The 15,051-nt window shown below is 43.3% G+C and carries 16 protein-coding genes; 9 read left to right on the forward strand and 7 right to left on the reverse strand.

Annotated features, from left to right (window positions below):
* Nucleotides 1-8: 8 nt before the first annotated feature.
* The 7 genes from DU508_RS20715 to DU508_RS20745 all read right to left on the reverse strand — a co-directional run bounded on the left by DU508_RS20715 (nt 9) and on the right by DU508_RS20745 (nt 7,486).
* Complete coding sequence (locus tag DU508_RS20715; protein WP_082489585.1) at nt 9-2,792, reverse strand: multicopper oxidase domain-containing protein; 2,784 nt, start codon at nt 2,790-2,792, stop codon at nt 9-11.
* Between the two features lie 12 nt (nt 2,793-2,804).
* The gene (locus DU508_RS20720) at nt 2,805-3,281 is read right to left on the reverse strand and encodes a heme-binding domain-containing protein (protein WP_056095245.1); all 477 of its coding nucleotides are present in this window, start codon (nt 3,279-3,281) and stop codon (nt 2,805-2,807) included.
* A 7-nt stretch (nt 3,282-3,288) separates the two neighbouring features.
* Nucleotides 3,289-3,861 (reverse strand): DUF3347 domain-containing protein, encoded by a 573-nt coding sequence (locus tag DU508_RS20725; protein WP_056095249.1) that lies wholly within the window; start codon nt 3,859-3,861, stop codon nt 3,289-3,291.
* A 117-nt stretch (nt 3,862-3,978) separates the two neighbouring features.
* The gene (locus tag DU508_RS20730; protein WP_056095252.1) at nt 3,979-4,467 is read right to left on the reverse strand and encodes a DUF3347 domain-containing protein; all 489 of its coding nucleotides are present in this window, start codon (nt 4,465-4,467) and stop codon (nt 3,979-3,981) included.
* 108 nt (nt 4,468-4,575) lie between these two features.
* Complete coding sequence (locus DU508_RS20735; protein WP_056095255.1) at nt 4,576-5,013, reverse strand: hypothetical protein; 438 nt, start codon at nt 5,011-5,013, stop codon at nt 4,576-4,578.
* 285 nt (nt 5,014-5,298) lie between these two features.
* The gene (locus DU508_RS20740; RefSeq protein WP_056095258.1) at nt 5,299-6,513 is read right to left on the reverse strand and encodes an efflux RND transporter periplasmic adaptor subunit; all 1,215 of its coding nucleotides are present in this window, start codon (nt 6,511-6,513) and stop codon (nt 5,299-5,301) included.
* The gene (locus DU508_RS20745) at nt 6,506-7,486 is read right to left on the reverse strand and encodes an efflux RND transporter periplasmic adaptor subunit (RefSeq protein WP_056095261.1); all 981 of its coding nucleotides are present in this window, start codon (nt 7,484-7,486) and stop codon (nt 6,506-6,508) included. Before DU508_RS20745 ends, DU508_RS20740 begins: the two co-directional genes overlap by 8 nt.
* 505 nt (nt 7,487-7,991) lie before the next feature.
* On the opposite strand from DU508_RS20745, the gene DU508_RS20750 reads away from it, so the two are divergent.
* The 9 genes from DU508_RS20750 to DU508_RS20790 all read left to right on the forward strand — a co-directional run bounded on the left by DU508_RS20750 (nt 7,992) and on the right by DU508_RS20790 (nt 15,043).
* Entirely contained in the window at nt 7,992-8,633 is a 642-nt protein-coding gene (locus tag DU508_RS20750) for a Crp/Fnr family transcriptional regulator (protein WP_090985886.1), read from the forward strand.
* Nucleotides 8,634-8,757: 124 nt separating this feature from the next.
* Nucleotides 8,758-9,555, forward strand: a complete 798-nt coding sequence (locus tag DU508_RS20755) for a sulfite exporter TauE/SafE family protein (RefSeq protein ID WP_056095265.1) — start codon at nt 8,758-8,760, stop codon at nt 9,553-9,555.
* An 85-nt stretch (nt 9,556-9,640) separates the two neighbouring features.
* Nucleotides 9,641-11,059, forward strand: a complete 1,419-nt coding sequence (locus tag DU508_RS20760; protein WP_056095268.1) for an MBL fold metallo-hydrolase — start codon at nt 9,641-9,643, stop codon at nt 11,057-11,059.
* Between the two features lie 7 nt (nt 11,060-11,066).
* Nucleotides 11,067-11,687: a class I SAM-dependent methyltransferase gene (locus DU508_RS20765; RefSeq protein ID WP_056095270.1), complete on the forward strand. Its 621-nt coding sequence runs from the start codon at nt 11,067-11,069 to the stop codon at nt 11,685-11,687.
* A 16-nt stretch (nt 11,688-11,703) separates the two neighbouring features.
* On the forward strand, nt 11,704-12,042 hold the full coding sequence (locus DU508_RS20770) for a rhodanese-like domain-containing protein (RefSeq protein ID WP_199562756.1): 339 nt from the start codon (nt 11,704-11,706) through the stop codon (nt 12,040-12,042).
* Between the two features lie 163 nt (nt 12,043-12,205).
* Nucleotides 12,206-12,763, forward strand: a complete 558-nt coding sequence (locus DU508_RS20775; protein WP_056095272.1) for a YeeE/YedE family protein — start codon at nt 12,206-12,208, stop codon at nt 12,761-12,763.
* 11 nt (nt 12,764-12,774) lie between these two features.
* Entirely contained in the window at nt 12,775-13,188 is a 414-nt protein-coding gene (locus tag DU508_RS20780) for a DUF6691 family protein (RefSeq protein WP_056095276.1), read from the forward strand.
* A 110-nt stretch (nt 13,189-13,298) separates the two neighbouring features.
* Nucleotides 13,299-13,580, forward strand: coding sequence for a hypothetical protein (locus DU508_RS20785; RefSeq protein WP_146202964.1), 282 nt, complete (start codon nt 13,299-13,301; stop codon nt 13,578-13,580).
* 122 nt (nt 13,581-13,702) lie between these two features.
* Nucleotides 13,703-15,043: an MBL fold metallo-hydrolase gene (locus tag DU508_RS20790; protein ID WP_056095282.1), complete on the forward strand. Its 1,341-nt coding sequence runs from the start codon at nt 13,703-13,705 to the stop codon at nt 15,041-15,043.
* The last annotated feature ends 8 nt before the right edge of the window (nt 15,044-15,051 follow it).

Below are 15,051 nucleotides of genomic sequence, written 5' to 3' on the forward strand. Positions count from 1 at the left end.
TTGATTTGTTAATAGCTTAATGTCAATCCGGCGCCATAGCCCATATCACTGTCATAATGTGTTGAAAGCCCAAAATACTTAGTAACGATGTACCTGAATCCGGCCATATATTCCTTATCGGTATTGACCATAAACTGGAAGCGCAGTCTTTTGGAAACGGGGATATCTTCCCTCATCAGCTGAAACCTGACATTCCCCTTGTGATCGAGGGAAGCATCTGCAACGATCAGCAGTGGTAGGGTATATTGAACTCCCAAATGAAATACCTGCCTGAAATTTTTGGTATTTCCCTGCCCGAAAAGGTTGTTTCCCGGCGAAAGTGATTGCCCGAAAACATTCTTGTCCAAGGGATCAACCGTTCTTTTTCTAAAATCCCATCCGATATAGGGCAATAGCCATTGGTTTCTCCCGATATATCTTCCAAAATGACTTTCACTTTCATAGCCCATTTCCTTGTCAAACCCAATCCGCCATTCAGTGGTAAAGCGGTAACGGGTATTGGCGAGCATAATCTCTCCGTCGCTGCCATTGGTTTCGATTCCGATGCGTGCCATTGGATGAAATGCCCTGTCATCACTGAAAAGTTTTCGCTGTGCCAGCTTGGGGTCCGGGATTTCGGGATTAGGCGGAGAATTCTCATAACTGAATACCCTTCCCATACCGCTCATCATGTGATAGAGAATATGGCAGTGGAAGAACCAGTCGCCTCCTGGCTCTGTTGCTGCAAATTCAAGGGTATCCCGCTCCATGGGCATGATGTCGATAATGTTCTTCATCGGGGCATATTCTCCCTGCCGGTTAATTACCCTGAAGTCATGGCCATGAAGGTGCATAGGATGGCGCATCATACTGTTGTTGTAAAGGATTATCCTAACATTTTCGCCCTTTTTTATCAGTATCTTATCGCTTTCAGAAACGGTTTTGTTATCCAGCGTCCAGACGTAACGGTTCATATTTCCTGTAAGGTCAAACTTAAGTTCCTTCCATGGGCCTTTTGGCAGGGTTGTTTTCTTTGGATCTCGAAGCATATTATAGTTCAGAGTAACGATATCGGCGGTTTCTGCCTCCATATTCATCCCTGCCATGCTCTTGTCACCAGACATCTGCATACCAGGCATCCCCTTCATTTTTTTCTCTGTTTTTGAATTTTCTTCACCGGTTACCTCCGGGTACATCACCGTATTCATATCCATGATCTGGTTCTGCATCTTCATGCCTTCCATCTGTACCATATTGCCGCTCATATCCATCATATCGTTCATCATTTTCATTCCGGCAAAATACTTCAGTTTGGGCATTTTCTCTGCATGGACCTTTTCTCCCTTGCCCAGCCATAGTGATGCTGATCCCGTACGGTCTTCAGGAGTGACCAAAAATTCATAGCTCTTATTTTCCGGAATCGTGACCACTACATCATAGGTTTCGGAAACCGCTATAATCAGCCTGTCGACCTCTACAGGCTCCACATCATTTCCATCGGTAGCGACAACGGTAATCTTGCCCCCTGCATATTTAAGCCAGAAATAATCTGAGGCTCCACCGTTTGCAATACGCAGCCTTACCTTGTCCCCAGCCTTGAACTGCGGCTGTTCGTTCTGATTTTTCCCATTGATGAGAAAGGCTTCATAATAAACATCGCTCACATCCATGGCATTCATGCGCTTCCATTCATTGGCTACCTTTGTTTTAAAATGTCCGGTCCTGATCGCTTCTGCATAACTCTGGGTAGTCCCTTTTTTGATGGCAAACCAGTCGTTGGCATTTTTCAGGCTTCTATGAACCTCCTCGGGCTTCATATCTGTCCATTCGCTAATGACTACTGGAAGGGTTGGAATATCCCACTCCGTACGTTTGTTCATGATAAATGCCCCATACATACCTATCTGTTCCTGAAGGCCGCTGTGGCTGTGGTACCAGTGCGTTCCATGTTGGACGATGGGAAACTTATAGATGTAGGTAGTGTGCGGTTTGATCGGCATTTGGGTCAGAAAAGGAACACCATCCATCTTGTTCGGAAGAAAAAGTCCGTGCCAGTGCAGCGCGGTTTCCTCGTCGAGATTATTGTGCACGTAGATCAGGGCGGTATCGCCCTGCGTAAAGGTCAGTGTGGGCATGGGGATCTGACCGTTTACCGCAATTGCCCGCTTTGATTTTCTCCCATAATTTACCGTTGTATCGGCTATGTAAAGATCATAACGCACGGTACGTGGTGGAAATTTATTCGCAACGGTCTTAATCGGGCCCAAATTGGCCTTTGCAGTTTTGATATTTTCCATGTCAGAACTGTTATCATCCATTGCCATGCCCGCCATATCCCCCATATCCTCACTCTTTTTGGAACTTTCCTTTGTTCCCCCATTCTGTTCAGGCGCTGACCTGGGCTTTTCCCTGATTAGCTTCATCCCGCATTTGGGACAGTTGCCAGGTTTGGAGTCATGGATCTCAGGGTGCATTGGGCAGGTATAGGTTACTGATTCCTCTTTTGGCTTACTTTCCAATTTTTCTGCCAGCATTTTCATGCCTTCCATAGCTCCCTTTTTTGTACCTTGCTTCTTTTTGCCCGGATCAGCTGTCTTTGCCTTATCCACTTTACCTTTCTGCAGGATAAGCTTCATTCCGCACTTTGGACAGTTACCGGGTTTTTCCGATTGTATTTCCGGGTGCATCACACAGGTATAGATTACCCTGGACTGACCAGCACTGCCGTTCTTGTCCGTTTTCATTCCCTTCATATCCTGGGCGGAAACCACAGAATAAATTATCAATAAAAAGACTGTTAATATATTTTTCATTTCTTTGTTAATTTAAAGAGCAGTGAGATTCTTTCTGTTCAAACTATCCCTTGAATTCTGTACCCACTTTATGAGTATCGACTTTTCCCTTGGATCTAATATTGCATTTCTGTGGATCAGGCTATAAGAGGAAAGCGGCATTGTACCATCTTTTAAGCTATTTTCTATGGCCCGCAGTTTGTTCTGACGCCTCCGCAAGGTATAGCCGGCAAATTCATTAAAGTTCAGCTCCTCTTTTCCCGATCGTATGTGACTGTTAAGGTACCAGTGAAGCGGCTGAACATAGGCATACCATGGATATTCCGTGTTGTTGCTGTGACAGTCATAACATGATTTTTTAAGTATCCCCTGCACATCATCAGGCATAGGAACAAGTGTGGATATATCCTGAGGCATAGCCTGCGCGCTTTTATTGCGTGCAGGCTGTAAGATCTGCATAAGCATGAAGATAACTAATAGCCCAAGAAAGGTTTTTTTTATGCCCGTCATTTTTGTGCTATTTCAGTTCTTCTTTGACAGTGCCACAGGTGGGCATCGTTTTTCCAAGGTAAGGGTTTTTGATCTCCTTTATCTCACTCACCCAGATTGCACCCTTGTTATTGTTGTACATGGGACAACGGTCCACATACAGGGGCTTGTCAGTGCCAAGGAGCTTGATCATATCGTACATGTCTTTGCTCAGCATATCGAAATGCTCACGTTGATGGGCAATATTGCCTGCATTGGAACCGATATGCTCTGCGTGCTCTTTGGCATCATCCCGAATATCGCTATATGCCCTGGCCTGCTCCGAAGTCAATGATTTTTCATCAAAACTGGCGAACGCTGCGACCATTTCACTGCCTGCGGCGGCAGCTTGTTTATCATCGTCCGTGGTCAGGGCATTTTTCAGTTTCAGATAGCCGGATAAAAGCGCAGCCGTTTGGGATTTTTTTACATTATTGGTTTCCCTAGAAACATTTTTGGTCGTGGAATCCGCAACAGCGGAATCTTGCTTTTCATTTTTGCCATTTGTACAGGCGGCAAGGAAAAATAGTGGGCCCAGAAGGCTATATATTAATGTTTTCATTGTTTTTGATATATCTTGAATAAATTATTTCGAGCTGTATGTAGAATATATGCATACAGCTATATTGAACGGACCAAAACATCACAATGCTAAATGTCCGCTCAATAACAATATGAATTATTTGATAGTCTCCTTTACTGCACCACAGGTCAGCATCTGCTTACCGAAATAAGGGTTTTTGATACCAGCGTTATCAGAAAGCCAATAGCTCTTTTTCAATGGACAATAGGTATAATAAACAGGCGCTTTGGTGAGTTTAACGGCTTTTGCCAGTTTAAAAAGATTGGCAGAAAAAGTTGCGAAATATTCTCTCTGATGGGCAATATCCTTACTCTCCGATATGTGCTTGGCATCAAAGGCAAGCTTATCCTGTAAACCTATAAATATATTCATATCGGCTTCTGGCATTGACTTCATGTCCATGCTGCCCAGCGCTCTGGAAAACTCAGTGGCTTTTGAGGCGGCGACTGTCGCATCTGCATTTATCAATGCATTTTTGATATCGTAATAAGAAGTTAAAAGTGACTGTGTCTGGCTATTTTGCGCAAGGACGCGGCCAGTGAAAACGATTGCCAATAGGGCAACCAGAAAAAATATTTTTTTCATGATTTTAAGATTAAATGTTTACACTCTTTCCGCAGGAGTTTTGGCCGCGCGAAAGCCAGGCACCATGTCAATGTAACACGGGCTCTATTGGTAATTCTTGGTGAAATCTTATATCTGAAAGCTATTGATGGAAATCCGGATGTCCCTGTTGGGTGGCCGCTCCCGCTGTCCGGCGTAAACGCTCTTTTTGAGAGCCAGTTTGACAGAAGGAATTAAAAAGTTGTAATTATAATCTGGAAGCAATAGAACAGGTAGGATAACCTGGTTTTTAACGCTTTGGGGAACAAGCTTCCCCTGAACCACAAGGTCGTTGACCAGAGTCTTGCAACAGGGATCTTCTTTTGAAAGATTCGGTCCATTTGAAGCACTGTGTTTATGCACATGTGCACCTTTATGCTGATGATCATGTTTGTGATTATTCTTTTTAGAGGAAACATGTACATCACTTTCTCCATGATTATCTCTTTCCATTCCAACTGCACAGGCAAGGCCAACAACAGTGTTGAGCAGAAAAATCACTAAAAGAAAGATGGCTTTGGTTTTCATCAGACTACAAATCTATATAAAGATGCAAAATTAAATTTATATAATTTCCCATATCTTTTATATAATTATATTAGAAAATCACCTCAAATTTCTGACATTGAACTTGTTTCAATATTTTTCGGCCCCTCGAAAAGTAATTTCGTTTCGCAGACTCCGACCTGTCAAATGCTGGATTTGCTTTTCACCAAGGTCCAGACAGTATTAGCGCAATCAAGCTACATACTATGCCAAATTTTACTTACCATGGGTATTTATCCATAAGATATGACGCACCAAATCATAACCTTACCCTCCATTTTTGAATATCGATTCACTCTCCAAGAGGTAGGCTCTACTGGTGACCACTATTTCACCTAGTGAAATGCCAGACAATACCTGCACATAGCCCCCGTTCCCTGCTCCGGTATTGACCTTTCTTCCAGAAAAACTTCCATCACGATTTTTGATCCATACCTTATTGCCTTTACCTCCTGCTAGTATTGAAGATGTGGGCACAGCAACAGCATTCTGTTTTCCATTACCAATGGAAATGTATGCCAACATCCCCGGCCTGATCAGCCCCTGCGTATTTGGAACTGCGATCCGGATGAGCACAACCTTAGATTCATCTGATAGTTCAGGATTTACAAATTCCACCTTGCCTTTAACAACCTGTCCGTTCAGATCTGGAAAAGAGACATTCACCATGTCATTTTCCTTATAGTTTCCGCTTTCGCCGGCATATAACTGCGCCTCTATCCATAGATTGGCTAACCCTTGCGTTTTTAATATAGCCATCCCTTCAGTTACGTAATCACCCTCGTGGATGGCTATGTCGCTTACCGTTCCGTTAACCTTGCTGTATATGGTAACAGTGGCCGAAGTTTTGGACAAAGAAGAAAGATTTATGATCTGGGCGGAGTTCAGGCCCCATAACAATAACTTGTGCTCTACTGTCTTGATCATGGCCTCATAATCGACGTCAGGATTATTTAATACCTTCTGCTGCTGCCTGGCCAAAAGGTATTCTTTTTCGGCTGATAACAGGTCTTCGCTATAAATGGAATACACTGCCTGACCTATTGTTATTTTTTCTCCAACGGACCTAACAAATAAACGCTGTATGCGTCCGGCCACTCTTGCACTGATCTCTTCCGCCTTACTTTCGTCCGTGGCAACTGTTCCGGTCAGAAGTTTTTCGCCCCCTGTATTTTCTTCCCTTACCGTATCAACTGTTATGCCTGCCAACTGAATCTGGCTTGCTGTCAATGTTATTTTTTCCGTGGCAGAATTTCCTGATCCAGTAAGTTCGACCTTGATCAGTTTCATGCCACAGATCGGACAGTTGCCGGGATGGTCTTCATGTATCTGTGGATGCATGGAACAGGTATAGTAAAATTTGCTTTTTGCTTTTGCCGCCGGCTCTGCTTTTTGTTTGCAGCTGTTAAATATACTTACTGAAAGCACAATAATCAGTAAGGCACAGATCCTTTTCAGGTTAATTCTTTTTATGTTATTCATGACCCTTTGTTTTGATGAAACTCTCACTGTCTGTTAAATACCCTGCATCTACTGCCAGGGTATCGGTTGCGGAAAGGCCTCTTGTTATCTGTATTTCGTTCCCTTTGAAAGTCCCAATATTTACACTATGTGCATAGTATAAGCTGCCTTTTTTTAGCCAGATTATTTTTGTCTGCCCAAGATCCTGCAGAGCAGACCTCGGTATCCAAAGCCCTTTGGATTTTCCCGTCTCTATTGAGGCATTGATTAGACTGTTTACCTTCAGCTGATGTTCCATATTGTCCAGATAAACCCTTGCGCTAACCGTTTTGTCACCTTGCTGAAGGGTAGGTTCAATAAAATCTACTTTCCCATATAACGTTTTACCTGGCAGATCCGGCAGGGTAATCTTAACCGGTTGATTTAACTCTAAGCTGGCCAGTGAATTTCTGTCGATCTTGATAATGGCCTGGAACAGGGCAGCCCAGGTGATCAGCTCAGGCATAATCTGGTAAGGGTGCCTTAAAATATGAACCGGCCTATGGTCCGACAGAGAAAGCCTGCGTTTTTTAAGGTAGACGGTAAAAAGAAGAATTGCGCAAAGCAGCAACCCTCCCGGTAAGCTTCCCCTTGGAGAGAGGATGATTTGTCCGGGTTCAGCAGCAAAAGCAGCATAGTTCCCTGCAGCATAAACCAGTTTATACCCGATAAGAAAACCTAAAAATCCATTGGTTATCCATTCCCATAACAAAATCTCCTTCTTAGGCTGTATAATAATCTCAACAGGTGCTATATGTCCTGCAGCCTCCTTTCTTTTAAGCTCAGCAGAAAACAGCAGGTAACCAGAAATAAATGCCAGGGCCACAAAGAAACCGAAAGTCTGAACGGGAAGCGGAATATATATTCCAAATAGGTATTCAATAAGATGGGTCAGGGTTGGGAACATAGGCAGAAACTGAAAAACCGCAACGTAAAAAAATATATTAGCCGCCATCAGGAAATTGCCCCAAGTAGTCCATAAAGTGGGGACCCTTTAAAAAGCAGATCCCCACTGATCCTATTTGGATAACAATAAGTCTTAAGCCAGCAAGCGTTTGAGCCACTTTAATTCAATATATAAAATTAAATGCCCAAAGACTAGTAAGCCACGCCTCAGAAGCTAATTATGACCTCATTGTTACGATTCATAGTTATGGTGGTACCTTTAAAAAGTCGCACTGATCGGGCTATTTCTTTCCGGGTCGATCAAAAAACATAAAGATTAACAAGGGATAAAAAATAAAAAACAATATGTGATTTTTGTCAGCTTTATCCCTGGACGAAGTGTTAGGTTTACTTTGGAAAAAACGCGCTGCATGTTTTAATTAGGGAACCATAGAGAGTTTCTTTGTAAATTTATTATACCCTTTATTCTATATCCAAAAAATGTATTCCAATATTTTAAAGAATTTTGGCGCAGGCCTGCAGTATAGTTATCTTTAAAATCCAAAACAGCTAAAATGAAAGATATGACCATTGCGGAATACATCGAAAGACTTTTTCCCCAGTTTGAACCTGCCCTTAAGACCATCCTTATCGAGAATGCGACGCTTAGGGATTTTCAGGGAGGTGATATGCTCATGCAAACTGGGCAGAATATGCGCTCCACGGTGCTTATCGTAGAAGGCATGGTAAAGCTCTACAGGGAGGGAGAAGATGGACAGGAATTCTTTATGTATTATCTCCAGCCAGGAAATGCGTGTGCACTTTCCATGATATGCGCAACCAAACAGGAAACCAGTCAGGTAATGGCAAAGGCCATTGAACAGACCAAGGTACTCATGATTCCGATTGCCCTGATGGATAAGCTGATGCGGGATTACAGAACATGGTATTACTTTGTCATTGAAACATACCGTATGCGCTTTGAAGAACTCCTCTTTGTCATCGATAATATCGCCTTTAAGGCAATGGATGAGCGGCTGGCCTTTTACCTGAAAAAGCAAGCTGGAGATTTAAACACAAAAGAACTGCACCTTACCCACAGTGAAATTGCATCTGATTTGAACACCTCCCGGGAAGTAATTTCAAGGCTGCTTAAGAAAATGGAGCAGGCAGGAGAAATTAAGATGTACCGTAATTACATCGAATATTTAGCCTAAGCCCATAAAAAGAATAAAGTTATTTTTACTGCGAAAGGCATCACTTCTTGAAAATATAATGAGTGTGACAAAAGTCACCAACATTGGTAGATGATAACTCGATTTTTGTTAAAAAATAACAGAAATGGAAATCATTGCATACGTTGCATCTGCCTTAATTGGAATTTCGCTTGGATTGATCGGCGGTGGCGGTTCTATCCTCACCATGCCGGTACTGGTTTACCTATTTGGGGTTAATCCGCTATTGGCTACTTCTTATTCATTGTTCATCGTTGGCTCTACAAGTTTAGCAGGTACAGTCGGGAATTTTAAGCGTGGGCTGGTGAATATTAAAACAGCTTTGCTGTTTGGTAGTGCATCCATCTCAACTGTATTCTTAACCCGCAAATTCATTATCCCCCTTATACCCAAGATAATAATAAAAATCGGCGATTTTGAGTTAACAGAAAACATGCTCATGATGGTACTCTTTGCAGTTTTGATGGTAGCGGCTGCAACAGCGATGATTAAAGGTGCAAGAGCAGAAAGCAGCACCCGAATAGAAAAACCCCCACTTCACATCGGTAAACTGTTTTTATACGGCATTGCCATCGGCCTCGCTACTGGTTTTTTGGGTGCTGGTGGTGGCTTTCTACTTATTCCTACACTTGTTATTTTAGTGGGCTTACCCATGAAAGAGGCCGTAGGTACTTCACTTTTCATCATAGCGCTTAATTCGCTCATCGGTTTCACCGGCGATCTTGGACATTTCCATATCGACTGGATCTTTCTCGCCAAAATTACTACCGTTGCCATTGCCGGTATCGTGGTAGGTGGAATGATAAACAAAAAAATAGATGGAGGAAAACTGAAGAAAGGTTTCGGGTGGTTTGTACTGGTTATGGGTTGCTACATCATTCTAAAAGAGGTAATATTTAAGTAACCTTCAGAAACAAACTCCTTGTGTGACAAAAGTCACCAACGACCATATCGTTAAGGATTAATTTTGACATACTAATTTAATCATCATGATTATAGAACAAATTTACACCGGATGTCTGGCACAAGGTGCCTATTATATAGAAAGCAACGGAGAGGCGGCCATTATCGATCCGCTTCGAGAGGTTAGTCCGTATATGGAACGTGCACGGAAGAACAACGCAAAAATAAAATACGTGCTCGAAACACATTTCCATGCCGATTTTGTATCCGGACACATTGATCTGGCTAAAGAAAGCGGCGCAGAAATCGTTTACGGGCCGAATGCAAAACCCGACTTTGATTTTTACGGTGCGAAAGACGGAGAAGTGTTGCGACTTGGTGGGGCAAAGATTAAAGTGTTGCACACCCCAGGACATACCATGGAAAGCACCTGTTTCCTGGTTAGCGATGAGCAAGGAAAGGAAATAGCACTGTTCTCCGGCGATACGCTTTTTATAGGCGATGTGGGAAGACCCGATCTGGCACAGAAACCGGTCAGTGAGCTTACAAGTGAGATGCTAGCAGGTTATCTCTTTGATTCTTTACGCAATAAGATCATGCCTTTAAGCGATGATATTATGGTTTATCCTGCACATGGTGCGGGTAGCGCATGCGGAAAAAATATGAGCAAAGAGACCACCGATCTTTTGGGAAATCAAAAGAAGACCAATTATGCGCTAAGGGCAGGCATGTCCAAAGACGAATTCATTAAAGAGGTTACTGATGGTCTTTTACCGCCTCCTGCATATTTTCCTGAAAACGTCATGATGAACATCCATGGATATGATAGTTTTAACAAAGTGATAGAACGAGGCATGCAAGCCCTTAACCCCGATGCTTTTGAGCGGGTTGCAAATGAAACAGGAGCGGTAATTCTCGACACAAGAGCTCCAGAGGATTTTATAAAAGGCTTTCTCCCAAACTCGGTAAATATTGGCATCGATGGAAATTTCGCCCCCTGGGTAGGAACTTTAATCCCGGACATTAAACATCCTATTTTACTTATTACAGATGAGGGTAGAATTGAAGAAGTGCTCACCCGTTTATCAAGAGTAGGATTTGATGGTGCAGTAGGTTACCTAGATGGCGGCGTCGTTGCCTGGAAAAAAGCTGGTCAGGAAACCGACGAGATAAAATCGGTTTGTGTAGCCCGGCTGGCCGAAATCGGCAAAAAAGCGGAGGTAAATATTCTGGACGTCAGAAAAACAAAGGAATACTTAAGCGAGCATGTCGAGGGTGCTGTCAACCTTCCACTGGATTATATCAACGAAAACCTCGGCACCGTCGATAAAACCAAGACCTACTTTGTTCACTGTGCAGGTGGTTACCGTTCTGTTATTTTCAATTCCATCATGCGCTCACGCGGGTACCACAACCTCATCGATGTGGCTGGTGGTTTTAAGGCCATACAGGAAAACGGATGTATTCCGACTACAGCATTTGTATGTCCAAGTACCTTAATATAAAAGGGATATGAAAAATGAGAAAAAATCGCACTGGGAAAAGGTGTATTTAGAAAAAAGTCCTGACCAGGTCAGCTGGACGCAGGTCTACCCCACAGTTTCAATGGAGATGATAACGGGGTTCAATCTGGATAAATCTGCTCCGATAATCGATATTGGCGGGGGAGACAGTCTGCTTGTGGATTTTTTGCTTCAGGAAGGCTACAGCGATATTACCGTAGTGGATATATCTTCCCGGGCATTGGAAAAGGCAAAGGCAAGGCTTGGAGAACTGTCTGGCAGGATACACTGGATCGAGACAGACATCAGGGATTTTGTGCCGCAAAGAAGTTATGCAGTCTGGCATGACCGGGCCACTTTTCATTTCCTTCATTCATCAGAGGAAATCCATAGTTATGCAAACACGGCAGGTCAGTTTACCGGAGAATACTTGGTCATGGCGACTTTTTCGCTCACCGGACCAGAAAAATGCAGTGGCCTGCCCGTTTCAAGATACAGTGAAAGAACGCTGCGCGAGATATTTAGAGAAGGGTTTACCGAAATAGAGTGCAGGCCGCAAGAGCACACTACCCCAATGCAAAGCACGCAGGATTTTCTGTTCTGCAGCTTTAAAAAAAATACAGAGCAATAAGAAACGAATAAATACAATGAATAAACTACTTCAAATGATCAGCAGTTTTTTTTCAAAAGGTGCGTACAACCTCGATGGCTACCACTTCAAAAACGAATTTACAAAAAGCAGTGACGCAGTCCTCTTAGATGTAAGGACAAAGCCTGAATATGCCCCAGGCGCGCTTCCTTCAGCCATATATATCGATTTCCTGGGTTCTGCCTTTTCTTTAGAACTTGCAAAGCTGGATAAGTCCAAGCGGTATTTCCTCTATTGCAGAAGTGGAAAGCGTTCCTCCTCAGCGGTATCGGAGATGAGAAAACTTGGGGTGGAAGCATTCAACCTGGTTGGAGGTATCGGTACCTGGCCAAAATGAAGAAATATATTCAAGAAATATTGATCTATTCAACGCTGCCGGCCGGATTTCTTCGGGATGGCAGTTTGCTAAAATGATTCAGCACTTACTTGCTCAAACCGCCACAGGCATTACCTTTTAACAACAACAAAAACACCCATATTAACATTTCATTTAAAAAAACATGATTGATTTTATTAAACAACCCTGGCCTTGGTATTTCTCGGGCAGCATGATCGTACTCATTATGCTCATCCTACTTTTTTTCGGAAAGTCCTTTGGCTTTTCATCAAACCTGCGAACGATGTGCAGCATAGCCGGAGCAGGCAGGAAAGTAAAATTTTTTGATTTTAAATGGAAAGACCAGACCTGGAACCTCATGTTCCTTATCGGCTCGGTAATAGGTGGATTTGTTGCTACAAATTACCTTAGCAGTCCATCTCCCGTAAAATTATCATCCGCCACAATCTCCGATTTAAATCAATTGGGCATTAAGTTCGATGGTGGGTTAAATCCAACCGGCCTGTTTTCACTGGAAGCAATGAAAGATTTAAAAACGCTGGCTATTTTACTCATCGGTGGTTTATTAGTCGGTTTTGGATCTCGTTATGCAGGCGGTTGTACTTCTGGTCACGCCATATCCGGGCTTTCGAATCTGCAAGTACCATCACTAGTAGCCGTAATCGGTTTCTTTGTTGGTGGCCTGATCATGACTTTCCTCATCATGCCTTTTATCTTTTAAATCTAAAAAAAATGAAATTCATAAAATATATTCTTGCAGGAACACTTTTCGGAATCATCATGACCAAGTCTGAGGCTGTTTCCTGGTACAGGATCCAGGAAATGTTCCGTTTCCAGTCTTTCCATATGTATGGAATTATTGGTACGGCCGTTGTACTTGGCGTAATTGCAGTATGGCTGATCAAAAAATTCAAAGCCAAGGATCTGGCCGGAAATCCGATTGTCTTCCACGATAAGGACAAGGCCTATATAAAATACCTACTAGGCGGCACCATTTTCGGCCTGGGCTGGGCACTCACCGGCGCCTGTCCCGGCCCCATGTTCGTCAACCTTGGGAGCGGATATGCCGGTATGGCGGTGGTCATCCTTGGTGCGCTCCTGGGCACCTATCTATACGGAGCGATGAAAAGCAAGCTCCCTCATTAATAAAATAGAATCTGATGAGCAAACTAAGGGCTATAATAGACCATAGATGTCCCAGGTGCCGAAAGGGAAAATTATATACCCATTCCATGTTCCATTGGAAATATGATCAGATGAATAAAAAATTTGCCTGCTGCAACCTGAACTATGAGATAGAGCCGGGCTTCTTTATCGGAGCGATGTATGTGAGCTATGTTTTCATTGTCGCAGAACTTGTCAATGCGGGCATTCCGGCATTCATGATCTTTGGCGAAGAAGAGCAGTGGGCAATCATCGCAACCACTATTTCGCCGGTCATCCTACTGTTCACCTTCAACTACCGCTATGCCAGAACCCTTTTGCTCCATGTCCTCTCTCCGATCAAATATGATGAAAGTGCAGGCAGAAACTGCTGAGAAGATTTTGGGGCGCTGTGACAAAAGTTACAGTGCGAAGAACCGCTAAAGGGTAAATTTGATGTAAACCTGGCAAAGGCAGGAATCATACCGTTAAACACATTAATCAAAAATAAAAACACATGAAAATAGAACAATTTGAAGACAAGCACCTCTCCCATTACAGCTATGCGGTACTGAGCGAATGCCGGAATGAAATCATATTGATCGATCCCTCCAGGGATCCGTCTGCATATTACCATTTTGCCGAAAAACACCAGGCCAAAATAGTTGGTGTTATCGAGACGCACCCGCATGCGGATTTTGTGAGTGCTCATCTTGAAATCCATCATAAGACCGGCGCAACAATATATTGCAGCAAACTCAATACGCCGTCCTACCTGTTTTCCCCATTTGATGAAGACCAGACGATAACCCTGGGAAAGATCACCTTAAGGGCAATCAACACCCCGGGGCACTCTCCGGATAGTATCAGTATTTTGCTCGAACACGATGGGAAACAAAAAGCGCTATTTTCCGGAGATACCCTTTTTATCGGTGACTGCGGAAGGCCGGATTTAAGGGAAAGCGGAGGTGATTCAATGGCGGAACGCAATTTCCTTGCCGCCCAAATGTACCATTCATTAAGGGACAAACTGATGAAACTCTCAGATGAAGTGATTCTGTATCCGGCACACGGGGCAGGTACGCTCTGCGGAAAAGCGTTGAGCGAGGCCAATAGCAGTACCATTGGTGCTGAAAAAAGAAGTAACTGGTCACTGCAGGAAATGACTGAGGCCGATTTTGTGAGCGCATTAAATGAAAACCAGCCATTCATTCCATTTTACTTCCCTTTTGATGTGGCCTTGAACAAGAAAGGCGCAGCACCGTTTGAAGATTCGGTAAGTGCGGTTCAGATCATGGAATCCGGTGAAAACTTAAAACCAAATGCCCTAATTATCGATACGCGAAGGGAAGATGTTTTTAAGAAGGGACATATAGAAGGCGCTGTAAATATCATGGATGGAAACAAATTTGAAACCTGGCTGGGCAGCATTGTGAAGCCTGAAGAGCCTTATTATCTTATGGCAGAAAATCTTGCTACATTGCATAGTCTTATCGCGAGGACCGCATCCATCGGGTATGAAACGCAGCTTGCCGGCGGTTTTATAAACGCAGTAGAAACTGTCCCGGATGAGATTATCGATATCCAAAATTTTAAAGAGAACCAAAATGGATATACCATTGTGGATGTGAGGAACAAGACAGAGCGTATGGAAAACAGTATTTTTGAGAACAGCATAAATATTCCACTGGGAAATTTAAGGGAAAGGGTAAACGAAATTCCGCTGGAGCAACCCGTAGCAGTACACTGCGCCGGTGGATACAGAAGTGCGGCTGCAAGCTCACTGATTGCATCCGTTATTGATGGCAAGCAAAAGGTGCTTGATATTGGTGAGGCCATTAAGGATTTTCAGAATTAATATTTTAA

Source organism: Pedobacter chinensis, from assembly GCF_003339865.1.
GTDB lineage: Bacteria > Bacteroidota > Bacteroidia > Sphingobacteriales > Sphingobacteriaceae > Pedobacter > Pedobacter chinensis.